Below are 24737 nucleotides of genomic sequence, written 5' to 3' on the forward strand. Positions count from 1 at the left end.
TGGCCGCGCATCAAAGCTGACTGTTCATCAAAAAAGGCTGCGGATCAGAATTCCCGATCCGCAGCCTTTTTCTGTTTCAGGAGGGCTGCTTGTTCAACAGCCCCGATTGAGGACCATCAGGATGGCGTTCCCCAGCCGGCAGCGGTGGGTGTGACCACAGTCACGGCTTCTCCGGGCTCAAGAACTGTCTGGTCGCAGCCTGCCAGCACCTCGATACGACCGTCCAAACGGCGAACCTCCGTGCGGCCAACTTGTCCGTCTTCGCCGCCTTCCATGCCTTTCGGGCGAATGGTGCGGTGAGAGGCGAGGATCGAGCAATCCATCTGTTCGAGGAACCGCAGGGTTCTGCGCGTGCCGTCTCCCGCTTTCCACTTGCCGCGCCCGCCGGAGCGCTTGCGGATGTGGAAGTCCTCAAGCAGGACCGGGAAGCGGAATTCTAGGATTTCCGGGTCCGTCAGGCGGGAGTTGGTCATGTGCGTATGGACGCCATCGGTGCCGTTGAAACCCGGACCTGCCGGTGAACCGGAGCAGATCGTTTCATAGTACTGATAGGTCTCGTTGCCGAAGGTGAGGTTGTTCATCGATCCTTGGGCATTGGCCATTGCTCCCAGCGCGGCAAAGAGCGCGTTGGTGACATGCTGGGAGGTTTCGACGTTCCCGGCAACAACAGCTGCAGGGTAGGTTGGGCGCAGCATGCAGCCTTCCGGGATGATGATGTTGATCGGCTTCAGGCAGCCCGCATTCATCGGGATGTCGCCTTCCACCATCACGCGGAAGCAATAAAGAACAGCCGCCCGTGTGACCGGTTCCGGCGCATTGAAGTTGTTTTTCTTCACTTCGCTCGTACCGGTAAAGTCGACGGTTGCCTCACGCTTTTCCTTGTCCACGGTAATCTTGACGCGGATTTCGGCGCCCTGATCTGTCGGGTAGACGAACTCGGAGTCCTTGAGGGCCGAGATGACACGGCGGACGCTTTCTTCCGCGTTGTCCTGCACATGGCCCATATAGGCCTGAACGACGTCCAGTCCGAAATGGGTGACCATCTTGCGCAGTTCCTGAATGCCTTTCTCGTTTGCGGCGATCTGGGCGGAGAGGTCTGCAACGTTCTGGTGCGGATTGCGGGCCGGGTAGGCGTGGTTCGTCAGGAGTTCCACCAGTTCCTTTTCGCAGAACCGGCCCTGATCGACGATCTTGAAATTGTCGAAGAGAACGCCTTCCTCGTCCACGCTTGTGGCACGCGGGGTCATGGAGCCGGGCGCAGAGCCGCCGACATCAGCATGGTGACCGCGAGACGCCGCCCAGAACAGGATTTCCCCGCCATCGTCATCGAATACCGGCGATACGACCGTGATATCGGGGAGGTGGGTACCGCCGTTATAGGGCGCATTCAGGGCAAAGACGTCGCCCGGTTTGATCTTGCCCTGGTTCAGTTTGATGATGGTCTCGACTGAACGGTCCATGGAGCCAAGGTGAACCGGCATATGCGGTGCGTTGGCGACCAGGGCGCCGCTGCGATCAAAAACGGCGCAAGAGAAGTCCAGACGCTCCTTGATGTTTACCGAATAGGCGGTGTTCTGAAGCGTGACCCCCATCTGTTCTGCGATAGACATGAACAGATTGTTGAACACTTCCAGCATGACCGGGTCGGCCTTGGTGCCGATTGCCAGAGAGCGTTTCAACGGAACGATACGGCGCAGGATAACGTGGTCCTTGGCATTGATTTCGGCTTGCCAACCGTCTTCCACCGCGATTGTCGCGTGCGGTTCCATGATCAATGCAGGACCCTCGACCTTCATGCCGGGTTTCAGGCCCCGACGCTTGAAGATGCCCGCTTCACGCCACTCTCCGTCGGCAAACATGCGTGAGGATCTGGTCGGATTGGCTGCGCCTGATACCAGCGACAAATCCGGTTCGCTGAGACCTGCGCCACCACCAGAAGTTTCCACTTCCAGCGCTTCCACCACAATCGGCTTGTTCTCATAGGCAAAACCGAACTGTTTGCGGTGTGCGTCTTCAAAGGCCGTACGCATCTCCTCAATTCCGCCAAGCGGCACGGGCAGCGGTGTATCTGTTCCGTCGTAGCGAAGATGAGCGGTGGTGTGGGTCAGGCGATCCGAGGCGCTGATGCCCTGCCGTTCCAGCTCAGCTTCTGTCTGGGAAGCCAGTTCGTTTCTCAACGCGTCGAGAACTGCGAGAACGCCTTCTTCAAGAGTGCGCACGACGGCCTGCTGGCGGTTGGCGCGAATGTCGGCCAACCCCATGCCATAGGCCGACAGAATGCCGGAGAAGGGATGCAGGATCACCGTGGTCATGCCGAGGGAGTCAGCCACCTTGCACCCGGTCTGGCCACCGGCTCCGCCGAAGCAGGTCAGGGCGTATTCAGTCACATCATAACCGCGCTGGACCGAGATCTTCTTGATGGCGTTTGCCATGTTCTCGACCGCGATCTTCAGGAAGCCTTCGGCAACATCCTCTGCCGTGCGACCGTCGCCGATCTCATCGGCCATGGCCTTGAACTTCTTGTGGACCACTTCCGCATCCAGTGGCTCGTCGCGGCCCGGACCGAAAATCTTCGGGAAGAATTCAGGTGCCAGCTTGCCGGTCATGAGATTGGCATCGGTTACTGTCAGCGGGCCGCCACGGCGGTAGCAGGCAGGGCCAGGGTTAGCACCGGCAGAGTCCGGGCCAACCTGAAACCGGCCGTCCTTGTAGTGAAGGATGGAGCCGCCGCCAGCTGCAACGGTGTGGATCATCATCATCGGAGCGCGCATGCGCACGCCAGCCACTTCCGTTTCAAAGGCACGTTCGTAGATGCCGTCGAAATGGCAGACATCGGTGGATGTGCCGCCCATGTCGAAGCCGATAATCTTCTCGAACCCGGCCATCTTGGAGGTTTCGACCGCACCGACAACGCCGCCTGCCGGGCCGGACAAAATGGCGTCCTTGCCCTGAAAGAGGTCGGCTGCCGTCAAGCCACCCGAAGATTGCATGAACATCAGGCGCGGACCCTGTCCCAATTCTTCCTGCACCTGGTTCACATAGCGGCGAAGGATCGGAGACAGGTAGGCGTCAACCACGGTCGTGTCGCCGCGGCCGACAAGCTTCATCAGCGGGGATGTCTCGTGAGAAACGGAGATCTGCGGGAAACCGACCGCGTCCGCGATCGCCTTCAGCGCCTGCTCGTGCGCCGGATAGGCGTAAGAGTGCATCAAGACGATTGCGATGGAGCGGATGCCGTCGTCGAAGGCCTGCTTCATCTGCTTGCGGGCTGCACCCTCGTCGAGAGCAATCTCGATCGTGCCGTCTGCACGTACGCGCTCAACAATCTCGAACACAGACTCGTAAAGCAGTTCCGGCTTGATGATCTCCTTGGCGAAGATGTCCGGGCGGGCCTGATAGCCGATTTCCAGAGCGTCGCGGAAACCGTTGGTGATGAACAGGGCTGTGCGCTCGCCCTTGCGCTCCAGCAGCGCATTGGTGGCAACGGTGGTGCCCATTTTTACGGTGGCGACCTGATCCGACGGGATCTTGGCGCCGTCCTTCAGGCCCATGAGTTCACGAATGCCCTGAATGGCGGCATCGCGATAGGCTTCCGGGTTCTCCGACAAAACCTTGTGAGGGTGAATGGAGCCATCCGGCGCCCGACCGACGATATCGGTAAACGTGCCGCCACGGTCGATCCAGAAATCCCACTTGCCACTCATCACGGTCCTCCAGCTTGTTTTTTCGCTCTCAAATGAGATGCCTGAAACAGCATAATCATTTTATCGATAAAATGTCGATATAAAATTTTCTTGATGACGCAGGGTTTTTGTTTGGGCCGAGACGGCCCCTGCAAGGGGGGGGCAAACCGTTGCGCAGGAAATTCAGCGAAACTGGCACTGGAGTATATCAATCGCATTATGATGACAAAATGTTGACATTTTCAATTTATAAGAATAGTGTTGCCTCGTGCTCGTTTCGCAACCAGTCGCAGGCCGTCGTTTGGGCACCGATAAAAGAAGCCTGCATGGGAGGAATTCATGATGCAATCCAAGATCTTCGGCAATTCCATGCTGACGGCGGCGGCTGCCGCACTCATGGGGTTGGCCGGCATCGCATCCGCTTCAGCCGAAACAAAATGGGATATGCCGACTCCGTATGGAGACAGCAACTTCCACACCCAGAACATCATCAGCTTTGCCGATGAAGTGAAGGAAAAGACCGGCGGCAGCGTCAACATTCAGGTGCATTCCGCAGGTTCTCTCTTCAAGCATCCGGAAATCAAGAATGCTGTTCGCAAGGGCTTGGCTCCGATCGGCGAAGTTCTGGTTTCCCGTCTTTCCAATGAAGATGCCGTTTTCGGCGTCGATTCGGTCCCGTTCCTTGCACCGTCCTATGACAAGGCCTGGAAGCTCTATCAGGCGTCAAAGTCGGCGATGGAAGAAAAGCTCGCTGCACAGGGCTTGAAGCTTCTCTACTCCGTGCCGTGGCCGCCGCAGGGCATCTACGCCAAGAAGGAACTGGCCACTGGCGACGACATGAAGGGTCTGAAGTTCCGCGCCTATAACACGGCGACCGAGCGTCTGGCCCAATTGGCCGGTGCCGTCCCGACACAGGTGGAAGTGCCGGATATTCCGACTGCCTTCTCCACCGGCCGTGTCGAGGCGATGATCACCTCACCGTCCACGGGTGCTGATTCCAAGGCATGGGACTTCCTGACCCACTATCACGACACCCAGGCCTGGTTGCCAAAGAACATGGTGTTCGTGAACCAGAGCGCCTTTGACGCCCTGTCCGATGCCGAAAAGGCTGCCGTCATGGAAGCTGCTGCAAATGCAGAAACCCGCGGCTGGGAAGCTTCCAAGACAGAAACCAAGGACAAGACCAACGTGATGGTCGAGAACGGCATCAAGCTGGTCGTTCCCAGTGAAGCCTTGCTCTCTGCCCTTGGCGTCATCGGCGAGACCATGTCTGCCGAGTGGAAGGCGGAAGCCGGTGAGACCGGTGATGCAATCCTGAACGCCTACAACAACTAAGCCGACCTGAAGGCGTCGCTTCGGCGGCGCCTTTTTTCAAAAGCAAAATCCGTCACCTTGGGGGGAGACGATGCGAAAGCTCTTGAACACGCTTTATAGCGTGTCCACGGCCATGGCCGCCTGTTGCCTGATCACTATAGCCAGTCTCGTCATTCTTCATGTCTTCGGGCGCCTTATCGACGGGACTCGCAAAGCCTTCGGCTTCGAGCCGATCGGTCTTCAAATCCCGTCTCTTGGCGAATTCGCCGGTTTTCTGCTGGTCGGGGCATCATTCCTTGCGCTTGCCGGGACGCTGCGGCTTGGCGACCACATCCGGGTGACGATCCTGTTGCAGGCGGTCAGCGACAAAACTGCGCGCTTGTTGAATGTCTGGTGTCTGGGCGTTGCGTTCGTGCTTGCCGGCTTTTTCACATGGAATGCGGGGCTGCTTGCCTATGACAGCCATCTCTATCACGAAGTGTCTGTTGGCATTATCCCGGTTCCGCTGGTCTATCCGCAGGCCATCATGACATTTGGCCTTTTCGTCTTTTCCATCTCGCTGCTGGATGACCTTGTGACCACCGCCTTGGGTAATGCGCCGAGCTTTGAGTCCCTTGGCGACAAGGATTTGATCGAGGGGAGGGAATAATGGATCTTTCTCTCGTTGCTTTTCTTCTTGGCCTGGGCATGCTGGCCGCTCTTGCAACCGGCATCTGGGTAGCGGTTGCCCTATTTGCGGTCGCGATCGGCACCATGATGCTGCTGGTTCCCGTGCCTGCCGGGGCTGTCATGGCCACGACCGTCTGGGGCGCTGCCAACTCCTGGGATCTGACAGCCCTGCCGATGTTCATCTGGATGGGCGAGATTCTTTATCGCTCACGTCTCTCGGAAGACATGTTTGCCGGTCTGTCGCCATGGATGCGCAATCTTCCGGGGCGCCTCCTGCATGTGAACATTCTGGGATGCGGGATCTTTGCTGCCGTGTCCGGGTCGTCTGCCGCCACGACGGCGACTGTCGGCCGTATGTCCCTGCCCGAGTTGCGGCAAAGGGGATATGACGAGCGCATGGCTATCGGAACCCTTGCCGGGTCCGGAACGCTGGGGCTGCTGATCCCGCCGTCCATCATCCTCATTGTCTATGGCGCGGCGACCGAACAATCGATTGCACGCCTTTTCATGGCGGGTGTTCTGCCCGGAGCGATGCTCTGTGTCCTGTTCATGAGCTATGTTGCCATCTGGGCCATGCTGAATCGCGACAAGATGCCGGAGCGCGAAGAGCATGTACCCCTCGGGCAAAGGCTGATCGCAACGCGGCGCCTGTTTCCGGTGATCGGATTGATCACCGGGGTTATCGGGTCCATTTACGCCGGTCTTGCGTCACCAACCGAGGCAGCTGCCATCGGTGTTCTCCTTGCTCTTGTCCTGTCCTGGGGTTCGGGAACGCTCAACCGGGAGAGCTTTGTGGACGGGCTCCTGGGCGCAACACGCACATCCTGCATGATTGCGTTCATTCTGGCCGGTGCAGCATTCCTGACTGTTGCCATGGGTTATACCGGGATACCGCGTGAACTTGCTGGCTGGATCGGCGGCATGGAGCTTTCCCCCATTGCGCTGCTGGTTGCCTTGACCCTCTTCTTTGTCGTCCTGGGCTGCTTTCTCGACGGGATCTCCGTTGTTGTTCTGACGACGTCGGTCATCCTGCCGATGGTGGAGGGTGCTGGGTTTGATCTGATCTGGTTCGGCATCTATCTCGTGCTTGTGGTCGAGATGAGCCAGATCACGCCGCCTGTCGGGTTCAACCTGTTCGTGCTTCAAGGCATGACGGGGCATAACATCTTTAAAGTTGCGGTCATGGCATTGCCGTTCTTCCTTTTAATGGTTCTGGCCGTCGTTCTTATCGTCGCATTCCCGGAGCTCGCTTTGTGGCTGCCGGAAAAGATGTTAAGCAGCTGACAGACCGTCTGATTTGGAGAATGCTGGATGAGTGAGACGACCAAACAGGAAACAAAGCCGCCTTTTGGCCCCGTCGTTTCTGCCGCTCATCTTGCGTCGGGTGCAATGCCTGCGCTGTCCGAGGTGGAATTCGCAGTGACCATGATGGTCAATGCGTATCATCGCTGGATGGTGAGATGCATGGCTGCCAGCGGACTGGATGGACTCAGCCCGCTGGAAACTCTGGTGCTTCATTCCGTCAACCACCGGGGCCGCGCCAAGACCCTTTCCGATATCTGCCTCGTTCTCAATATCGAGGACACGCACACGGTCACCTATGCCCTCAAGAAGCTTGAAAAGGCCGGACTGACAAAAGCGGGTCGTCGAGGCAAGGAGAAGACGGCGGAAATCACCAAGGAAGGGGAAGCGGCGTGCCTTGAGTATCGCCGCATTCGCGAGGCCTTGCTGGTGGAACCGATCAAGGGGCTACGTCTGGACGAGCAGGAGCTGTCGCGTATTGCAGCAACGATGCGCCTCGTCTCTGGTCACTATGATCAGGCCGCCCGCGCCGCAGCAGCCATGTAATTTCCGAATTTCCGGCTAAGCCATGCTGGTGCCACAGCGCCGCGTTGCGAAGCTTGGCTTGCTTTGCTGAATGCCAGTTTTCCCAAAAAGGGCGTTGCTGCATGGCGAGTTAGTTCTTGATCCAATGCTACAAATATGTTTGTAGTGTTGGATCATGAATGAAGATCTTGCCATAGACGCGCTCACAGCTCTTGCGCACAAGGACCGCCTGTCAGCTTTCCGCCTTTTGGTAAAGGCCGGACCTGAAGGCCTGCCTTCGGGCACTATTGCGGAAAAGCTGCAAATTGCTCCCACGCGCATGTCATTCCACCTGTCCGCGCTGGAACGCAGTGGGCTCCTTCAGACGAAGAGGGACGGGCGCAAGATCCTCTATTCTCTCCGCTTCGACCAGATGCGGGAATTGCTGTTCTTCCTTATGCAGGATTGCTGTGCAGGTCATCCCGACATCTGCCTGCCTGACCCTTGTTCAATGTCTACCGATGCCGAGAAAGGCTGCTGTCCGTGACCATAACCATCTACCACAACCCGAATTGCGGCACGTCCCGCAACACCCTTGCGATGATCCGTGAAAGCGGAGAGGAGCCTCAGGTCGTTGAATACCTGAAGACGCCGCCATCCCGGGAAACGCTTGTTGACCTGATCGAGAAGATGGGGGTCCCGGTCCGTGACGTTCTGCGGGAAAAGGGCACGCCATTTGCCGAGCTCGGGTTGGGCGAAGATAAATGGAGCGATGATCAGCTGATCGATTTCATGATGGAGCATCCGATCCTGATCAATCGTCCGATCGTGGTCAGCGAGAAAGGCGTTCGCCTGTGCCGCCCTTCGGAATTGGTTCTCGATCTTCTCCCGAATGCGATCGAACGCTTTGTGAAGGAAGATGGGGAAGTCGTATCAACGGCCTCGGACGCAGGCGGTCAATAGCATGGCTGCCGGTTCCGATCTTCCCAACGTCCCGGAAGGCCTGCTTCCTCTCATCGACCGCGAACGTTTGTTCGGGGGAGAAATCATCAACACCCCGCCGCGCGTGTTGCTGCTGTATGGCTCCATACGCAAGGTGTCCTACAGCCGTCTGCTCGTGGAGGAGGCTGCACGCCTTCTGGAACATCTGGGTGCGGAAACTCGCATCTTCAATCCGGAAGGCTTGCCCCAACCCGACAGCGACGAAAAGGATCACCCCAAGGTTCGCGAGCTTCTGGAGCTGTCGCAATGGTCCGAGGCTCAGTTCTGGTGTTCACCGGAACGCCATGGCGCGATGACAGGCATCCTGAAGTCGCAGATCGACTGGCTGCCGCTTAGTATTGGCGCTATTCGGCCAACGCAGGGCAGGGTGCTGGCACTCATGCAGGTATCTGGCGGCTCGCAATCTTTCAATGCGGTCAATCAGATGCGCATTCTGGGTCGCTGGATGCGGATGTTCACCATCCCGAACCAGTCTTCCGTGCCGATGGCTTATAATGAGTTCGACAAGAATGGACGAATGAAGCCGTCACCGCGCTATGACCGGGTGGTCGATGTGATGGAAGAGCTGGTGAAATTCACCCTGCTGCTCCGCGGCAAGACGGACTATCTCGTCGAACGTTATTCGGAAAACAAGGACAAGCGGGCCGCAGAGGCAGGCTAACTCAGCAACTGCGGGCAGAATGAAAGTGCCGGGCTGTTCGTTCCCGGCTCAGGCGTTGGCCCGCAGGGGTTCTGGAAGCATGTCGGGTTCGCCGACATGGTCCTGCGGATAGATGACTTCTTCCTCTTCCATTGCAGCGTCGTCGATCTCTTCTGCGCTGTGGTAGCGCTTGAGTTTGCCGTCGCTGGTGATCGGAGAACGCTGGAATTGCGACCTCTTTGCCTCATGGCTTGCAACGGTTCCCGGCTTGCCGAACAGGAAGCCCTGAACGAGGTGGCAACCAGCCGAACGCAATAGGATGACCTGCTCTTCTGTCTCCACACCTTCGGCGGTGATCTGAACGTCGAGGGAGTGGCCAAGGCCGATAATCGCAGTGACGACCGCATCAAGGCTCGGTTGCTCGCCAAGGTCCTGGATGAACGAGCGATCGATCTTGATCTTGTCGAAGGAGAAGCGGCTCAGATAGCTGAGGGACGAATAGCCTGTTCCGAAGTCGTCCATGGCTATGGAGACGCCCATGTCGTGGATGCGCTGAAGGGTTTCCACTACAGCGTCAGGGTTGGAAATCAGCAGGCTTTCCGTGATTTCGATTTCCAGTCTGGATGGCTCAAGCCCTGACATTTCGAGGGCTTTCTTGACCTTGACCTCGGTCTTGCCGGCCATGAATTGTGCGGGGGAGACGTTGACGGCGACCTTGAGAGATCGGTCAGGCCATCGGGCGGCTTCCATGCACGCGTGGTTGAGAACCCAGTCACCGATTTCCTGAATGAGGCCTGTGTCTTCCGCAACAGGAATGAAGACTTCCGGTGAAATCGAACCCTTTGTCGGGTGCTCCCAACGGATCAGGGACTCGTAGCCCTTCAGCTGATTCTCCACGAGCGAATATTGTGGCTGGAACAACAGTTTGAACTGGTCGAACTTCAGCGCCTTGACGAGGTCAGCCTCGATTTCCTTGCGCTTGAGGGCGTCTGCGTCCATCTCGGGTGAATACCAGACAAAGGTGGAGCGTCCCGAGTGCTTTGCCTTGTAGAGCGCAAGGTCTGCACAATGCAAAAGACGGGATGCGCGCCAGCTGCCGTCACTTGCCCGGGCAATGCCGATGGACAGCGAAATCTTGATTTCCTTGCCGTCGATCACACAGGGCTGATCGGTCGCGGCAATCATGTCGGCAGCCAGTTTCGTCAGGCGTGCAACATCGGAATAGGTGGTCACCATCACGGCGAATTCGTCGCCTGACAGGCGGGAAACCAGGTGGTCCTTGAAGTTCTCTCGCAGACGATCGGCGATGATCTGCAGGAAAATGTCACCGGTACCATGGCCATAGGTGTCGTTGATTTCCTTGAATTTGTCGACGTCGATCAGCATTGCGGCCATGTTGCTGGCCTTTGCCTGCGCAAGCCGTAGCCCTTCGTTGAGCTTGGCGTTGTAGACGGCGCGGTTTGGCAAGCCGGTCAAGGTGTCATGGTGGGCCAGAAACTCCATGTCCCGGTTGACCTTCACCACATCCTTGTACCGATACCAGATGATCAGGATGGCAAACAGCACCGAGGCAGCGCACAAAACCCCGATCATGATGATGCCGATAAACGGCACGCTCCCGATCCTGTTGAGGAGAGACCTCTGGTCTGTAAGATAGACGAGACCGCCAGCATTGTGGCCTTCAGCATCAAGAACCGGTATGGAAATCAGGGCAAACGGCTTGATGCTGCTGGAGAAGTCGGTCTCGATTGTTACGAACGGTTTCCGCGCGTCGATAAGTCCTTCGTACGCTTGTTGGGTCGCAAGCGGAGAAACGTGGCGCGCGCTGAAACGGGCTTCGGCTTTCGGCAGCCGTTGCTGAATGGCCGCCAGCTTTTCATCGACAGGGGCATTGGCGTCGAATGCCACGACATCCTTGATCAGGATACTATTGGTCCCGAAAATGGCCGTGATTGTTTTGGCTATTGATGCGTCGTGTCCCGTCAGGTCCTCGTCCGTCGAAACATCGTGCAGGTCATTTGAAGCACTCGATAGCCTCAGGCCGAATTGCCCCTCCGCTTCCGACTGTTCCGCCGGATCGGATTTTGCACTGGCTGCCCTAGCGAGATGTACGGGTGAGAGATTGGCGTTGACCGTTTGCTCCAGTCCGACACGGAAAAGAGAGTTCGAGATGTAGATGTTTGTGCCGATGACGCCCAGACCGAGCATGACCACCACAGACATGGCCACCAGGAAGTGGAGCACACTTTGCCGCTTTGTTGCTTCTTTCATCCCGGTACTCTGTACAAACGCCCTTGTTTAAAAACATAAACTGCATTGGTTTCTCGAAACTGAAGATTTGGCCAGTTTTACCGAGCCGCAGGTCAAAATTGCGGACCGGCAATGAACAAATATCCCCTGCCGGATCATCCATAATTGCAACTATGCTGGTGATTATGAGCTACAGTGGTTAAAACCATGTTTCTGTAGGTTCGAGATGGGCTTGTATCGGCAAAACCTTGTCCGAACCTTTATTTTACGTTGAAGAGTGTAAGGGAAATTTCGTGAGTGTCTGGACGAGCCTAGGGACTATCGTTGCGGCAATTGGTAGCGGTGGCGCCCAGATCATCGACAGACTGGTTCAGGTGGTCCTTACCCGCCCTGAAGGCACGAGTTCCGTCGGTTTTACAGTTGCGATGATTGCCTTGTCCGCGAAGATGGCGAAGGCGGATGGCGTCGTCACCACCGACGAGATCATTGCCTTCCGAGAATTGTTCGATGTTCCCGAACGGGAAGAAAAGAACGTTGCCCGCCTCTTCAATCTGGCACAGCAGGATGTTGCCGGATTTGACGTCTATGCCAAGAAGCTGGCTGACCTGTTCCCTTATGATCGCAAGACACTTCTCGATATTCTGGACGGCCTTTTTCATATCGCCAAGGCGGACGGTGTGCTCCACGATTCGGAACTTGTCTTTCTCTCACAGGTTGGCCGGGTCTTCGGGCTGGATGATCGCGAGTTCTCCCGCGTTCTTGCCCGCCATGGACGCGAAAAGGGCAATCCTTATGAAGTTCTCGGACTTGGGGCAGATGCGTCTAACGAAGAGTTGAAACGCCACTATCGCCGGGAAGTCATGGAGACACATCCTGACCGGATGATCGCGCGCGGGGTGCCGGAGGAGTTTGTCCGCATCGCCAATGACAGACTTGCGGCGTTGAATGCTGCCTGGTCCCAGATTGCCCTGGAGCGCGGAATATGAGCGTGAAGACCGACACCGGAGTGCCCGCGCGCCTGCGTCCCTCGCCAAATCATGGTGAGCGACTGAACGGTGCTCCGATTGACATGCTGATCCTGCATTACACCGGGATGCCGACTGCCGAAGACGCCTTGAAGCGGCTTTGTGATCCAAGAGCCGAGGTTTCAGCACATTATGTTGTCGATGAGGATGGCAGCATTGTGCAATGTGTTCCCGAAGCCCGGCGCGCTTGGCATGCAGGCAAGAGCTTCTGGAAAGGGGACCGCGACATCAATTCCCGCTCAATCGGAATTGAAATCGTCAATCCCGGTCATGAGCATGGGTATCGCGCATTTCCGGAGCCGCAGGTCGAGGCGGTCATGGATCTGTGCAAGGACATATGCCAGCGACATGGCATCAAACCCTGGCGGGTTCTGGCCCATTCGGATATCGCGCCGGAACGCAAGGAAGACCCGGGCGAGCTGTTTCCGTGGGCGAAATTGGCTGCCAGCGGGATCGGTCACTATGTGGAGCCTGCCCCGGTCCTGGCCGGTAACATCATGATGCAGGCAGGCGAGAGTGGTCAGCCGGTTGAAGCCCTGCAATCAATGCTCGCGCTTTACGGATATGATGTCGATGTGTCGGGCACCTTCGATGCTGCGACCCGATATGCCGTGATCGCATTCCAGCGTCACTTCCGACCTGTGCTTGTCGACGGGATCGTTGACCAGTCAACCCTTGTGACGCTGCATCAGCTGCTTTCCGCTCTGCCCTCGCTGGATGATTGAGCACTTGTGCTTTTGATGCCGGGGAACACCTGAAAGGGCATTTGCGCCCTCAAGGATTTGTGTACGGATATTTCTCGATGGCCAGTTCACGTATTGCGAGAATCAGATTAGTTTTCCCCTCGCTCAGTCCTTTTTTCGGGCTGCCTCAGGTGCAAGATTTCTTTTGCCTGTATTTCGCCTGCTCTCTGCAGAGTTTTGCCGCAGTTCGGCCATGATTTCGTCAATATCTGCATGAATTGACAATAGACCCGCCGGTTTTTGCCCCGTTTCTTGTAAAAATTTGAAATGTTTCGTGATTGATCCGGGCTGATTTTCGTCCCACTCCATCGCCATTCCTTGCCGCCAATCAAATCAGGTTCGAAAAACGAAAAACAACAAGGGTCCGGCATGCAATTGCTGACAGCAAAAAAACTCTCTGGAGCAGTCGGTCTGCTCGTGTGTCTTAATCTCGGCGGCGTTGGTATGGCGCAGGCTGAACTGGTTCGTCCGGAAGTGGCGAAGGCTTCCAGCGTTGAGAAGGACGATTCAAAGGTTGGCACCGTCCTTAATCCCGGAGCGCGTTCTGGCGATGTCATTCGCGTCGTAAATGTTGCAAGCGTTGCCGGCGAAAAATCCGAAACAGCTTCCAAGACCACTCCTCGCAAGACGGCTTCCGCAAAAGCGTCCTCCAGTCCGCGCGGTGGTGCCGGAAAGTCCAAGTATGCGTCCCTTATTCGTGCTGCTGCCCAAAAGCACGGTGTACCGGTTTCGATTGCCAAGGCCGTTGTTCAGGTGGAAAGCAACTTCAACTCCCGCGCTCGTGGCAGCGTCGGTGAGGTTGGCCTGATGCAGATCCGTCCGCAAACTGCGCGTGGCATGGGGTATCGCGGCTCCGTGAAGGCGCTCTATCATCCGGAAACAAATCTGGAATGGGGCATGCGCTATCTCGCAGGTGCCTACAAAAAGGCTGGCGGTGACGTCTGCGGTACGATCCTGCGCTACAATGCCGGTCACTATGCCAAGCGGATGAACCCGGTCAGCCGGCGCTACTGCCAGCGGGTGAAGTCCATTATCGGCAGCAGCTGATCCAATATCCGAGTTGCAAAATGCGATTCTTGAGGCCTGCGGAGAGCACTCCGCAGGCCTTTTTGTTTACGCCTTTTTTCTGGAAGCCCCCAGAGGGATGTTTTTTTGAGGCAATTTGCAAAATCTGAATGATTGCAGGAATTTACACGACCATTGTCAAAATACGCGAATTGCGCAGGACCAGAGTCATTTTGTATCAATGAGCCGGGCGCGGAATGGTTAGCGGAATGTCGGCATTCTGACGTAGCGTTTGCAGGGGTGTGCTGCGGTGCGTCGGCGGACGGTGTAAGGGCTTTTGTTCTGCGGCGATATTTGGCTCGCCATATTGTTCATTGTAATAAATCTCGTTTTTATAAGTATAAGTGTCAGTAATTTCCCAAAATACGGCTCTTTTTGTTTTTTTCCATTTTAAATTTTTGTTAGGGTTAACAGAACATCTTCGCTTCAGCCGCTCAGAAGGAGTGGAATTGATTGCAGCCCTAGGAAAGGGAACGAGATGAACTCCAATATTACTTTGTCAGCTGCCGTGCGGCAGAACCTTTTAACTCTTCAGTCCACCGCAGATCTGATGTCCGGTGTCCAGAACAAGCTGGCGACCGGTCTGAAGGTCAATTCCGCTCTCGACAATCCGAATTCGTTCTTTACCGCGTCCGGCCTCAACAGCCGCGCCCGGGATCTGGGTACCCTTCTTGATGACATGGGCCAGTCGCTCCAGACCATCAAGGCAGCCGACAAGGGGATCCAGACCATCACCAATCTGGTGGAAGCAGCCAAGGCGAAGGCCAATCAGGCCCTGCAGACCCAGAGTCAGTTCGAGCGGAAGAACTACGCCGAGCAGTATAATGGACTGCTTGAGCAGATTGAGGACGTTGCAAAGGATTCTTCCTACAAGGGCAAGAACCTTCTGGCGGGCGACGGCAACAACCTGACGACCATCTTCAACGAGGATTCCACATCCAAGCTGACCATCGAGGCGGTTGATTATACCGACACCACCCTTGAGAACGGTCTGAACCTCAATGACCTTGCTGAAGGTGAAGGGGCTGCCACGTCCTTCCAGATCCAGGGCGGCGCGGAAACCCTGAGCCTCAAGGATTCTGATGGTCAGGCGCTGAACTCCGCGTCCAAGCTGTCCGACTTCACCGGCATTGCCGTTGGTGATGTGATCCAGCTGTTCAACGATGCAACCACCGGCTCCGTTGTCGGCGGCGTGTCCCTGACGGTCACGGCGGGAACCACCGTGCAGGACCTGATCACCGAACTGGAATCGGCTCCGGGCGTTCGCACCGAGTTCGACCAGACCACCGGTGACCTGAAGATCATTTCCAATAACACTGCAGATCTTCGCAATAACGGCGCAAGTGGCGGCAATACCGGCGATCTGGCAGCGATCACCGCCGTACAGGCAACGGCAAGCTCGGCGCTCCTGTCGAACACCGCAGGCTTCAAGGTCGGGGATACGCTGACCCTCACTGACGGCAACAACTTCGAACTGGGCTCGCTTGAAATCGAGGCGGACACGACGATCAACGACCTCGTTGATTTCATGGACGACTTCAACGGTGTCAGCGCGAATTACAATTCCACGACAGGTCGTATCGGGCTGGAAAGTGACACGGACCTGACGCTGACGAGTGATAACAACGATTTCAATGCGTTTGACTTTGCCGCCGATGCCGATGGTGTCACGATCAGCGCCCTGTCGGACAGTGGCTTTGCGTCTGACAATGACATCAACCGTGTCGTTGATCGACTGAACACGGCGCTGACCAATCTGCGGTCCCAGGCATCCGAGTTCGGTACCAATCTCTCGACCGTGGAAATCCGTCAGGAATATACAAAGTCCATGATCAACACCCTGCAGGAAGGTGCCGGCAAACTGACGCTTGCAGACACCAATGAGGAAGGTGCGAACCTTCTGGCCCTGCAGACACGTCAGCAGCTGGCTTCCACGTCGCTGTCCTTTGCTTCCCAGGCCGACCAGACGGTGCTTTCACTGTTCTAATCGGGTTCCTGAAACCAGGTATGTCTCGCGTAGGCGGCGTGCTTCGGCACGCCGTTTCGCGTTTATGGGGGCGTCTCTCTTTTCGCCGTGGACATCCGGTGCCATGTCCGGCCTTGTTCTTTCCTGAAAAATATGGGCGACTTTCCCTGTCACCTTTTGTGGGCGATCTGGGAGGATTGGGGCCCTCATGAACATGGTTGAATGGCTGCATCGCGCAGCGAATCTTTATCCGGCGAACCCTGCCGTCCTGTCAGGCACCAATGTGCTGGCGACATATAGGGAATTCAGGGAGAGAGCCTGCAAACTGGCCTCTGGTTTGAAGAGCCGGTATGCCATTCTCCCCGGAGACCGGGTCGCGCTTTTTCTCTCCAATCACCCGTCTTATCTCGAAATTCTCTATGCCGTCTGGCAACTCGGCGCCGTGGTTGTGCCGATCAACTACAAACTTCATGCCCGCGAAGCAGGTTATATTCTTCAAGACTCCGCCGCCCGGCTGGTGTTTGTCGGTGATCCGGATACCTTCAGCAATCATGAGGACGCCGTGCCGGAAGGCGTGGCAGTTATCGCTGTCGGGTCTTCGGACTATGGCGATCTTTCGGGCTGCTCTGCCGGCTCGATGGATGCCGTTTCCCGATCGGCGGACGATCTTGCCTGGCTTTTTTACACCTCCGGAACAACGGGGCGCCCCAAGGGGGTGATGATCAGCCACGGCAACATTCAGGCCATGTCGCTTAGTTATTTTGCAGATGTCGATCAGGTGGGAAGCGAGGATACGATCCTTTATGCGGCGCCCATGTCTCATGGTGCCGGGCTCTATAACTTCATGCATGTGCTGAAGGGCGCAGCCCACTGCATTTCTGAAAGTGGCGGGTTTGATCCGGCTGAAATCCTTGCGCTTTCCAAAGAGTTTGGCAGCGTTCACATGTTCGCCGCGCCCACCATGGTCAAGCGCCTCGTCGAGGAGGCAAGACGACAAGGGAGTAAGGGCGAGGGCATTCGGACTGTCGTTTACGGTGGGGCCCCGATGTATGTGGCCGATATTCTGGAGGCGACCGAAGTGATGGGCTCCCGTTTTGTTCAGATATACGGGCAGGGCGAATGTCCCATGTGCATCACGTCGCTGACCCGCGAACTTGTAATGGATCGCTCGCACAAGAACTGGAAGCAGCGTCTTGGATCTGTCGGTCGGGCGCAGTCCTGCGTCGAGGTTCGGATTGTTGGTGAGGATGGCGCAGTTTGCCGCCCCGGCGAGCCGGGAGAAATCACGGTCAAGGGCCCTGCGGTGATGCTGGGCTATTGGCAGAACCCGGACGCAACCGCCAGCTCCATTCGTGAAGGTTGGCTCTATACCGGCGATGTCGGTCATCTGGATGAGGACGGGTTTCTCACCCTGACGGACCGCTCGAAGGACGTGATCATTTCCGGCGGCACCAACATTTATCCGCGCGAGGTGGAAGAGGTTCTTCTTCAGCTGGATTGCGTGAGCGAGGTCTCTGTCGTCGGGCAACCGGATGCCGAGTGGGGAGAGGTGATTGTCGCCTTCGTCGTCTGTGCAAAGGGGCGGGCGGCATTACCAGAAGACCTTGATCGACATTGCCTTGACAACATGGCCCGCTTCAAGCGGCCCAAGCGGTATGTCCTTTTGAAGGAACTGCCAAAGAACAGTTATGGCAAGGTCTTGAAGACCGAGCTGCGCAAGCAACTGGAAGAAAACTGAAAAGGGAGCCTGTCATGCAAAACGGAGTATTGGCCGGTCGGACGGCGCTCGTAACCGGATCTGTTCAGGGGATAGGTCTGGCCATCGCCAAATCCCTTGCCGCAGAAGGGGCGCGGATCGGGGTTCACGGGTTGGCGAGCGCAGAGCAGGCTGCCGCAGCTGTTGCCGAAATCCAGGATGCCGGAGCGCCGGATGCCCGGTTTTTTGATGCGGACATGCGGGACCCGGATGCGATCGACGCCATGATGGAGGCGGTTGAGCACTGGGGCGGCGTGGACATTCTGGTCAACAATGCTGGCATCCAGAAAACCGGATCGATTGCCGAGCTGACACGTGAGACGTGGGACATGATCCTCGCCGTCAATCTTTCGGCGGCCTTCTTCACCATGCGACGGGCGCTACCGAAAATGGCGGAGCGAGGCTATGGGCGGGTGGTCAACATCGCTTCAGTTCATGGGCTTGTCGCCTCCAAGGACAAGAGCCCCTATGTGGCGTCCAAGTTTGGATTGGTGGGCATGTCGCGCGTTGCGGCGCTGGAATATGCTTCGGTCGGCTCGCGGGAAGCCGGGGGCGTGACCGTCAACTGCATCTGTCCCGGCTGGACGGAAACTGCGATCATCGAACCGCAGATTACTGCGCGCGGCGAACAGCTGGGCGTTGGGCGGCCAGAGGCGATTGCAAGCCTTCTGGCGGAGAAGCAGCCGAGCCTTAGAACCTCAAGGCCGGATGAGATCGGGCAGGCAATTGTCTGGCTCGCCAGCCCGATTGCGCACAACATCACCGGCATCTCGCTGCCGATTGATGGCGGATGGACAGCGCAGTAACGCGCTGTCGTTAGAGGAATTTCAGTCGGGCAGCTTGCAGCGATGCGGGCTGCTTCACGTCCTTGCGCACATGTGCGTCCGAGATCGCCGGCCCCAGCGTTGTGGTGATCGGCAACACCCCTCCCCAGATCGGCAAGTCCAGATCTTCGGCATCTTCGCCCGGAGGGCCGGTGCGAACCTTGGTCGCGATGTGCTCGATTTCCATTGCCAGCACGCCGGTTGCCTTCTTTTCCTTGTCCAGCATGGGGCGGGATTCCGCCCACCGGCCGGGTAGAAGATGGTCGGTCATGGCGGCAAGCGACTGTTCCAGTTCTGCGTCGTCGGTTACATGCCGCGCGGTGCCATGGGCGATGGCGCAGCGGTAATTCATGGAATTGTGGAAGGTGGCGCGGGACACGACAAAACCGTCAATCAGGGTAACGGTGAAGGTCAAAGGCGCAGTTTCGCCGACATTCTTTATGATCCGCGTCTTGGACGCGCCGTGGATGTAGAGCGTATTGCCAACGCGTCCATAGATCATCGGGATGACCATCGGTCGCTCATCTGCGATGAAGCCGATATGAGCAATCATGCCCTTGTCGAGGATTTCGTAGGCCACGTCCCGGTCATATCCACCGCGGTTCATCTGCCTGATTTTTGCGTAGGCCGGGCGGTCTGCTGCCTCGTCGGCGGGTCTTGTCTTCAAATCAGTGTCGGTCATTGGTCCGGCTTCTTTCAATTCGCTTGCAACACCTGTCTACTGGCTTAAACTGGATCTTTAGAAGAGCCAGTTTCGGAAAAATCATGGAACCACTACTTGCCCCTAGCCTCATAGAGATCGACAAGTCTGCGCCGCTTCCCATCCCGGAACAGATCTATCGCTCGTTGAGGGTCGCGGTTCAAAAGCAGATGCTTGCGCCCGGTCACAGGCTGCCGTCGTCGCGCGAGCTGGCACAGCACCTTGGTGTGTCCCGCAATTCGGTCAACACGGCCTATGATCTCCTGAAGGCGGAGAGCATTGTCACGGTGAAACGCGGTGCGTCGCCGATTGTTGCCGGAAGCGTGGAGCTTGAGGGCAAATCGAAAATCTCGGAGGCTCCGGCGTTCAGGCCGCGTTTGTCAAAACGGGGGGAACGGCAGACTGCCGATTACCGTGGACCTTATTGGGCCAAGGGGGCAGGCGTTCTGCAGTCCGGGGCTCCGGCGCGTGATCTCTTCCCTTATGACATGTGGGCAAGATGCCTGCGGCGGGCGGTGCGCAGCCTCAAAAGTGATTTCCTGCTGTATCACGACGCGACCGGGTATCGTCCGCTGAAGGAAACGCTGGCGACCTATCTTTCCAGTGAGCGCGGCGTGCGGGCCAAACCCGACCAGATCATCATCACCTCGACCATGCAGGGAACATTGACTGCCTTGGCAACGGCTCTGGCTGATCCGGGGGATGCCGTTTGGATCGAGGATCCGGGTTATCTGGGCGCACGTTCGGCCTTCCTGAGTGCAGGGCTCACCCCATCCGGCATTCCGGTTGACGCAGAAGGCTGTACTGTTCCCCCGAAAGGAGAGGTGCCTGATCCGAAACTGATCTATGTCAGTCCGTCCCATCAGTTTCCGCTTGGCGTGAAGATGTCGCTTGCCCGCAGGCTTGCACTTATCGAGCGGGCCCGACGGTCAGGGGCAATCATCCTCGAGGATGACTATGACAGCGAGTTCCTCTTTGAAAGCAGACCTGTCGCCGCCATGCAGGGTTTGGCAGAGGAAGGCGAGGTCATCTATCTCGGCACGTTTTCAAAGAGCCTTTTGCCCGGACTGCGAATTGCCTTTTGTGTCGTGCCCGACGCTCTGGTCGAACCGCTGCAACGCCTCTTTCGATATACGGGCTGTATCGCAAATGTGCATGTTCAGGCGGCACTGGCCGACTTCATCGAAAGTGGCCATTACCGTTCGCATCTCCGGCGCATCCGGCAGGAATATGAGAGCCGTGGTCGACTGATGGTTCGCATCTTCCGCGATATCCTCGGAAATCGCATATCCGTCGAACCTCCGACGGGAAACGTTCAGTTGGTGCTGCAGCTCAATAGCGGGCACGACGATTGCGAGCTGGCGATCGCCCTTCAAAAGCGCGGGTTTTCCGTTTCCCCGGTTAGCCAGTCTTATCTGGGGCAGGCGCAAATGCGGGGGCTTCTGGTCGGGTTTGCAGATGCAAATGAGGCCCAGATGATTGCCTTTGCCCGGGAAGTTGGAACCTTCTTGATGGCGAAGCTTGACCCTGACCCAAAAGCCACCTAAGCCACGCGGGCCAGTCGGTCGGACAGCCGCTGCCGCAAGTGCCGAAAGGCCGCGGGGGAGGAAAGTCCGGGCTCCATGGAAACACGGTGCCGGGTAACACCCGGCGAGGGTGACCTTAGGGAAAGTGCCACAGAAAGCAAACCGCCCCGATCCGGCAGCAATGTCGACTGCGGGGTAAGGGTGAAAGGGTGGGGTAAGAGCCCACCGCGCGGGCGGCAACGAACGCGGCATGGTAAACCCCACCGGGAGCAAAACCGAATAGGGACAGCGCGGGCATTGCCCAGGCCGGTTTCCAGGCCAGTTGTCCGGGTAGGTTGCGAGAGGCGCTTGGCAATAGGCGTCCCAGATGAATGGCTGTCACGTTCGCAGGCTTGCCTGCGGGCCATACAGAACCCGGCTTACAGACCGACTGGCTTTTCTTTCTCCCGCTGCCCCGCAAGATGAAACACTCGCGGGGCGTCCACCTTTTGCTGCTATCCCGCCTGATATTGCGGCGCGCTGGCGAGAAACTCGCCATAGGCTGGCGCACTTGGATAGGAGAACTGCTCGGCAATCGGGTTGCTGCGTTTTCGTTTCGCTGCGCCGATATCGGCCAGAAGTTCATCGAAATGCCGGAAGTGGAACGGTGCAGAGCAAAGGCCTGCATAGATTTGCGCAGCAGGCCGTTCATTTCGTTTCCAGTTCAGCATCGCGTCAATGTTCTTGCGCATGTCTGCATCTGACGGCTGATTGGCGAGTTGGCCGTCTGCATAGCGCACGAGCCAATTGGCGATCATTTCCGCCGACAGGATGGTGCAGAAGCTGGAATTGAATCCGACAAACCCCATGTCAGGCAAATCCGGGTTCACGGCAAGGCGGTAGACCTTATACAGCCCGTCAAAGTCGATCAGCTTCTTCTGGTATTCCTCAGCCAGATAAGGAATGCCCAGTTTCCAGCCAATAGCCAGAACGGACAGGGTGCAGGGCACCTTGTCGCCGGTGGTCAGAACCACCTTGCCGTCTTCATAGTGGTCATATGTTCCCCGTATCGGCTTGACCTTGCCGTTCTTGAAGCTTTCAAAAAGGCCGGGAGTGACGATCGGGATGGAGCAGGAAACGTCCTTTTCGATGGGAATATCCGGCACCATGCCCCACTTCTTCAGGCCGAGCTGCAGTTTCAGCAGGGTTTCAAGACCGCGGAAATTCGCCCAGATCAGCGGTTTGAAAACGGTCGACAGCAGTTTGCCCATGAAGGAGGGTTGCCAGCCGTTGAACTGTTGTTCCTGCGCGCGCATGTAGAGCAGGCGCTTGAAGTTGATCCCGCCAACAAAATACGGCACCCGCCAGACCGGTTCCCGGTAAACCAGTGTCACCGAACGCGCGCCGTTATTGGCAGCATTGACGGCGATATCGGTGGCGGATTTTGAGCCACCCAGGACCACAACATCCTCGCCCTGTACCATGGATGTGTCGGTATATTCGGAGCTGTGGATCACCTTGCCGCCATTGGCGCAAAATGCGTCCTGACCGGGGTGGGTGATGATGTTCTTGTCCGAGAACTGTCCGGTGCAGATGGCGACAAAGTCGAAATCCTGCTTCCAGACATGGCTGCCGCTTTGAATTTCCAGGGTCCAACCCGGTTTGCCGTCTGCACGTCTTTCCATGTGCAGGATGTTGGTGTTCAGCTGAAACAGGCGCTCCAGCCTGTGCTTCGCCGCATAGGATTTCAGATAGGCGTGGACCTGTGGACCCTTCGGCCATTCCGGATATTCCTCCGGCATCGGATGGTCTGTGTAGCAATAGAGGTCCTTGGGGGACTGCGTTTGAACATCCGGATAGGAACGGGACAGTTCCCATACCCCGCCGAAATCATGTGTGCGTTCAAAGCCGAAGACCCTGTGTCCGCGTTCGTCGAATGCCTTGGCTGCGGCCAAGCCACTGACGCCGCCGCCGATCACGGCGACGTTCTTTCGGTTGATCATGATGCGTTTTCCTGCGTGGTTCTGTATCGATCAGGCGTCGCCGGGAGGCGGCAGGAAATCGACTTCATGCAGAGCCGACAGGCGCACCAGTTCTGCGGGGTCAGTCACCCCGTCCAGCGCCTTGAACAAGTCGAAGAGCTTGCGGGATGGCGCCACGCCAAAGACGCAGGTGGCTGTCTTTCCGGAGCGGTTGAAGATCCCGTGTGCGATGCCCATCGGCATGCGGACGGTATCTCCGGCCCGCGCGACATGTTTTTCCGGGCCGAATTCAACTTCCAGCTCGCCCTCCAGCATGGTGATCCATTCGTCTTGCGTGGGGTGGATATGCGGTGGGACGAAGGTTTCGGCCGGAACAATCGCGTGCCAGATGAAGGCATTTGGGCTCAAGACCTTCGGTGTGTAGGTGTGTCCGACGACGTTCCAGGCAAGGCTCTGCAGCCCGTCGCTTGCCCCTGTAATACCTGCTCCGCTTTCCATGAAAGGCTCCTCTCTGACGTTGTGTGTTCGTCCACACAGCCTAGGAGGAGCGCCACAATTGCTTTATCCGATTTGCGAAATTTTCGTATTCGAACGCTTCCCATTGAGTTCTTTTATTTCGTAGACTGGGCAATGCCGTTTCGGGGAGGGGAACGCGTGGTGTCAGAAATCGGACTGCGGATCGAAAGGCCGCTTGCGAGATACAGGTGTTTTGAAACGCTGGAGCTTGATCAGGCGCGCGAGCTGGTCGGGCAGCATTTTTGCAGCCACTTTCTGGATCTTGGCTCACGCGACGGGGTTTTCCATGCCTGCAAGAACAGGGTGCAGGGCAGCCGGATCTCCCTGAATTACCTGCGCTACGGCGCTGAGGTCATCATCGAACCTGGCGAACTGACAAACTTCTTTCTCGTCCAGATCCCGCTCGTTGGTCAGGCTGAGGTGGAGAACGGCAGGACGCGTGTGATTTCCAATCCCGGCATTGCGACGATCCTCAATCCGGATCTGCAAACCAGCATGCGCTGGTCGTCGGATTGCGAGCAAATTCTCGTGCAGATTGACCGCGCATACGTTCTTGAAATTGCCCGTCAGGTGACGGGTCTTGGCAATGTCGAGACCTTGCGGTTCGACCCGGCTCTTGACCTGACACGCCCGGGGCTTGGGAACTGGATCAGGCAGGTTCGGGGCTTGTTTGATGCGGCAGGGGCGGGGGAGGTGTTCCTTGCGCCAGACAGCGAGCAGCACCGGGTTCTGGAAGAGAGCGTTGTGGCTGGGCTGGTTATGGCGCAGCCTAGTTCGGTCTCGGCCTTGCTGGATATGCCGGTTGGGGATATTCCGCCAGCCGTCTTTCGGCGAGCCGTCAGGTGCATCAGCGAGTGTTTCACCGATCCGATCACCTTGATCGACATTGCGCGCTGGGCCAACACAACGCCGCGGACCCTTCAGTTCGCCTTCAAGCGGGAGATTGGCGTTTCCCCGATGCAATATGTGCGCGAATTGAGGCTGGGATATGCGCGTCACCTGCTGTTGACGGGCAAGGACGGCTTGAGCGTCGGAGATATCGCCGAACTCTCCGGCCATCGCCACTTCGGGCGTTTTTCCACTGCATATAAGAGCCGGTTCGGGGAGTCTCCGAGCGAAACCATCCGGGGGTCCCGGTTCACATAAATACATACTCGCAATGCTTGTTTTATGGCGTGCTGTAGATTTACGGATGCATCACCGAACCCCTTGTTTCTTAACCATTCTTAAAGATCGTTCACGATTATTTCTGCATTCTGCAGATCGCCTGCGAGGGGATTGCGGGCGTCGT

At 57.2% G+C, this 24737-nt stretch carries 21 protein-coding genes and 1 other RNA gene; 16 read left to right on the forward strand and 6 right to left on the reverse strand.

What is annotated here, in order from left to right; translation table 11 throughout:
• Nucleotides 1-116 precede the first annotated feature (116 nt).
• Nucleotides 117-3704 (reverse strand): hydantoinase B/oxoprolinase family protein, encoded by a 3588-nt coding sequence (locus F0155_RS15365; protein WP_150525425.1) that lies wholly within the window; start codon nt 3702-3704, stop codon nt 117-119.
• A 318-nt stretch (nt 3705-4022) separates the two neighbouring features.
• Between F0155_RS15365 and F0155_RS15370 the strand changes: the two genes are divergently transcribed.
• The 7 genes from F0155_RS15370 (at nt 4023) to arsH (ending at nt 9135) form a co-directional block, all read left to right on the forward strand.
• The gene (locus F0155_RS15370; RefSeq protein WP_150525426.1) at nt 4023-5018 is read left to right on the forward strand and encodes a TRAP transporter substrate-binding protein; all 996 of its coding nucleotides are present in this window, start codon (nt 4023-4025) and stop codon (nt 5016-5018) included.
• A 70-nt stretch (nt 5019-5088) separates the two neighbouring features.
• Nucleotides 5089-5646, forward strand: a complete 558-nt coding sequence (locus tag F0155_RS15375) for a TRAP transporter small permease (protein WP_150525427.1) — start codon at nt 5089-5091, stop codon at nt 5644-5646.
• Nucleotides 5646-6950, forward strand: a complete 1305-nt coding sequence (locus tag F0155_RS15380) for a TRAP transporter large permease (RefSeq protein ID WP_150525428.1) — start codon at nt 5646-5648, stop codon at nt 6948-6950. The genes F0155_RS15375 and F0155_RS15380 overlap by 1 nt, the downstream gene beginning before the upstream one ends.
• 27 nt (nt 6951-6977) lie before the next feature.
• Nucleotides 6978-7514 carry a winged helix DNA-binding protein gene (locus F0155_RS15385; protein WP_208999307.1) on the forward strand — a complete coding sequence of 179 codons (537 nt, stop codon included), beginning with the start codon at nt 6978-6980 and terminating at the stop codon, nt 7512-7514.
• 154 nt (nt 7515-7668) lie between these two features.
• Nucleotides 7669-8019: an ArsR/SmtB family transcription factor gene (locus F0155_RS15390; RefSeq protein WP_150525429.1), complete on the forward strand. Its 351-nt coding sequence runs from the start codon at nt 7669-7671 to the stop codon at nt 8017-8019.
• Complete coding sequence (gene arsC / locus F0155_RS15395) at nt 8016-8435, forward strand: arsenate reductase (glutaredoxin) (RefSeq protein WP_150525430.1); 420 nt, start codon at nt 8016-8018, stop codon at nt 8433-8435. The genes F0155_RS15390 and arsC overlap by 4 nt, the downstream gene beginning before the upstream one ends.
• Nucleotide 8436: 1 nt before the next feature.
• The gene (arsH, locus tag F0155_RS15400) at nt 8437-9135 is read left to right on the forward strand and encodes an arsenical resistance protein ArsH (protein ID WP_150525431.1); all 699 of its coding nucleotides are present in this window, start codon (nt 8437-8439) and stop codon (nt 9133-9135) included.
• Between the two features lie 48 nt (nt 9136-9183).
• Here arsH and F0155_RS15405 read toward each other — a convergent pair whose 3' ends face one another.
• Nucleotides 9184-11385, reverse strand: coding sequence for a putative bifunctional diguanylate cyclase/phosphodiesterase (locus F0155_RS15405; RefSeq protein ID WP_208999308.1), 2202 nt, complete (start codon nt 11383-11385; stop codon nt 9184-9186).
• A gap of 272 nt (nt 11386-11657) precedes the next feature.
• On the opposite strand from F0155_RS15405, the gene F0155_RS15410 reads away from it, so the two are divergent.
• Both F0155_RS15410 and F0155_RS15415 read left to right on the forward strand, forming a co-directional pair.
• Nucleotides 11658-12350: a molecular chaperone DjiA gene (locus tag F0155_RS15410; protein WP_150525432.1), complete on the forward strand. Its 693-nt coding sequence runs from the start codon at nt 11658-11660 to the stop codon at nt 12348-12350.
• On the forward strand, nt 12347-13114 hold the full coding sequence (locus tag F0155_RS15415) for an N-acetylmuramoyl-L-alanine amidase (protein ID WP_150525433.1): 768 nt from the start codon (nt 12347-12349) through the stop codon (nt 13112-13114). Before F0155_RS15410 ends, F0155_RS15415 begins: the two co-directional genes overlap by 4 nt.
• 123 nt (nt 13115-13237) lie before the next feature.
• On the opposite strand, the gene F0155_RS15420 is transcribed toward F0155_RS15415, so the two are convergent.
• Nucleotides 13238-13447 (reverse strand): hypothetical protein, encoded by a 210-nt coding sequence (locus tag F0155_RS15420; protein ID WP_150525434.1) that lies wholly within the window; start codon nt 13445-13447, stop codon nt 13238-13240.
• Between the two features lie 129 nt (nt 13448-13576).
• Between F0155_RS15420 and F0155_RS15425 the strand changes: the two genes are divergently transcribed.
• The 4 genes from F0155_RS15425 (at nt 13577) to F0155_RS15440 (ending at nt 18725) form a co-directional block, all read left to right on the forward strand.
• The gene (locus F0155_RS15425) at nt 13577-14179 is read left to right on the forward strand and encodes a lytic transglycosylase domain-containing protein (protein ID WP_208999319.1); all 603 of its coding nucleotides are present in this window, start codon (nt 13577-13579) and stop codon (nt 14177-14179) included.
• A gap of 496 nt (nt 14180-14675) precedes the next feature.
• Nucleotides 14676-16184 carry a flagellin N-terminal helical domain-containing protein gene (locus tag F0155_RS15430; RefSeq protein WP_150525435.1) on the forward strand — a complete coding sequence of 503 codons (1509 nt, stop codon included), beginning with the start codon at nt 14676-14678 and terminating at the stop codon, nt 16182-16184.
• Nucleotides 16185-16371: 187 nt separating this feature from the next.
• Nucleotides 16372-17901, forward strand: a complete 1530-nt coding sequence (locus F0155_RS15435) for a class I adenylate-forming enzyme family protein (RefSeq protein ID WP_150525436.1) — start codon at nt 16372-16374, stop codon at nt 17899-17901.
• A 14-nt stretch (nt 17902-17915) separates the two neighbouring features.
• The gene (locus F0155_RS15440; RefSeq protein ID WP_150525437.1) at nt 17916-18725 is read left to right on the forward strand and encodes a 3-hydroxybutyrate dehydrogenase; all 810 of its coding nucleotides are present in this window, start codon (nt 17916-17918) and stop codon (nt 18723-18725) included.
• A gap of 10 nt (nt 18726-18735) precedes the next feature.
• Here the strand turns inward: F0155_RS15440 and F0155_RS15445 are convergent, their stop codons facing one another.
• Nucleotides 18736-19425 (reverse strand): pyridoxamine 5'-phosphate oxidase family protein, encoded by a 690-nt coding sequence (locus F0155_RS15445; protein ID WP_208999309.1) that lies wholly within the window; start codon nt 19423-19425, stop codon nt 18736-18738.
• Nucleotides 19426-19508: 83 nt separating this feature from the next.
• Here F0155_RS15445 and pdxR point away from each other — a divergent pair, with 83 nt between their 5' ends.
• Both pdxR and rnpB read left to right on the forward strand, forming a co-directional pair.
• The gene (gene pdxR, locus F0155_RS15450; protein WP_150525439.1) at nt 19509-20990 is read left to right on the forward strand and encodes a MocR-like pyridoxine biosynthesis transcription factor PdxR; all 1482 of its coding nucleotides are present in this window, start codon (nt 19509-19511) and stop codon (nt 20988-20990) included.
• Between the two features lie 10 nt (nt 20991-21000).
• Nucleotides 21001-21407: RNase P RNA component class A (rnpB, locus tag F0155_RS15455), an RNA gene on the forward strand.
• A 56-nt stretch (nt 21408-21463) separates the two neighbouring features.
• Here the strand turns inward: rnpB and F0155_RS15460 are convergent.
• Together F0155_RS15460 and F0155_RS15465 are read right to left on the reverse strand one after the other, a co-directional pair.
• Nucleotides 21464-22951, reverse strand: coding sequence for a flavin-containing monooxygenase (locus F0155_RS15460; protein ID WP_150525440.1), 1488 nt, complete (start codon nt 22949-22951; stop codon nt 21464-21466).
• Between the two features lie 30 nt (nt 22952-22981).
• Nucleotides 22982-23428 carry a cupin domain-containing protein gene (locus F0155_RS15465; protein WP_150525441.1) on the reverse strand — a complete coding sequence of 149 codons (447 nt, stop codon included), beginning with the start codon at nt 23426-23428 and terminating at the stop codon, nt 22982-22984.
• Nucleotides 23429-23584: 156 nt separating this feature from the next.
• Between F0155_RS15465 and F0155_RS15470 the strand changes: the two genes are divergently transcribed.
• Nucleotides 23585-24592, forward strand: coding sequence for an AraC family transcriptional regulator (locus F0155_RS15470; protein WP_208999310.1), 1008 nt, complete (start codon nt 23585-23587; stop codon nt 24590-24592).
• The last annotated feature ends 145 nt before the right edge of the window (nt 24593-24737 follow it).

The sequence above is a fragment of the Roseibium sediminis genome, assembly GCF_008711325.1.
GTDB classification, from domain to species: Bacteria; Pseudomonadota; Alphaproteobacteria; order Rhizobiales; family Stappiaceae; genus Roseibium; species Roseibium sediminis.

Coding starts and splice junctions, on each gene's coding strand:
- F0155_RS15430 (WP_150525435.1), top strand. CDS start 14,676: ATGAACTCCAATATTACTTTGTCAGCTGCCGTGCGGCAGAACCTTTTA.
- pdxR (WP_150525439.1), top strand. CDS start 19,509: ATGGAACCACTACTTGCCCCTAGCCTCATAGAGATCGACAAGTCTGCG.
- F0155_RS15420 (WP_150525434.1), bottom strand. CDS start 13,447: ATGGCGATGGAGTGGGACGAAAATCAGCCCGGATCAATCACGAAACAT.
- F0155_RS15370 (WP_150525426.1), top strand. CDS start 4,023: ATGATGCAATCCAAGATCTTCGGCAATTCCATGCTGACGGCGGCGGCT.
- F0155_RS15385 (WP_208999307.1), top strand. CDS start 6,978: ATGAGTGAGACGACCAAACAGGAAACAAAGCCGCCTTTTGGCCCCGTC.
- F0155_RS15465 (WP_150525441.1), bottom strand. CDS start 23,428: ATGGAAAGCGGAGCAGGTATTACAGGGGCAAGCGACGGGCTGCAGAGC.
- F0155_RS15375 (WP_150525427.1), top strand. CDS start 5,089: ATGCGAAAGCTCTTGAACACGCTTTATAGCGTGTCCACGGCCATGGCC.
- F0155_RS15405 (WP_208999308.1), bottom strand. CDS start 11,385: ATGAAAGAAGCAACAAAGCGGCAAAGTGTGCTCCACTTCCTGGTGGCC.
- F0155_RS15440 (WP_150525437.1), top strand. CDS start 17,916: ATGCAAAACGGAGTATTGGCCGGTCGGACGGCGCTCGTAACCGGATCT.
- F0155_RS15415 (WP_150525433.1), top strand. CDS start 12,347: ATGAGCGTGAAGACCGACACCGGAGTGCCCGCGCGCCTGCGTCCCTCG.
- F0155_RS15445 (WP_208999309.1), bottom strand. CDS start 19,425: ATGACCGACACTGATTTGAAGACAAGACCCGCCGACGAGGCAGCAGAC.
- F0155_RS15390 (WP_150525429.1), top strand. CDS start 7,669: ATGAATGAAGATCTTGCCATAGACGCGCTCACAGCTCTTGCGCACAAG.
- F0155_RS15380 (WP_150525428.1), top strand. CDS start 5,646: ATGGATCTTTCTCTCGTTGCTTTTCTTCTTGGCCTGGGCATGCTGGCC.
- F0155_RS15425 (WP_208999319.1), top strand. CDS start 13,577: ATGGCGCAGGCTGAACTGGTTCGTCCGGAAGTGGCGAAGGCTTCCAGC.
- arsH (WP_150525431.1), top strand. CDS start 8,437: ATGGCTGCCGGTTCCGATCTTCCCAACGTCCCGGAAGGCCTGCTTCCT.
- F0155_RS15365 (WP_150525425.1), bottom strand. CDS start 3,704: ATGAGTGGCAAGTGGGATTTCTGGATCGACCGTGGCGGCACGTTTACC.
- F0155_RS15435 (WP_150525436.1), top strand. CDS start 16,372: ATGAACATGGTTGAATGGCTGCATCGCGCAGCGAATCTTTATCCGGCG.
- F0155_RS15460 (WP_150525440.1), bottom strand. CDS start 22,951: ATGATCAACCGAAAGAACGTCGCCGTGATCGGCGGCGGCGTCAGTGGC.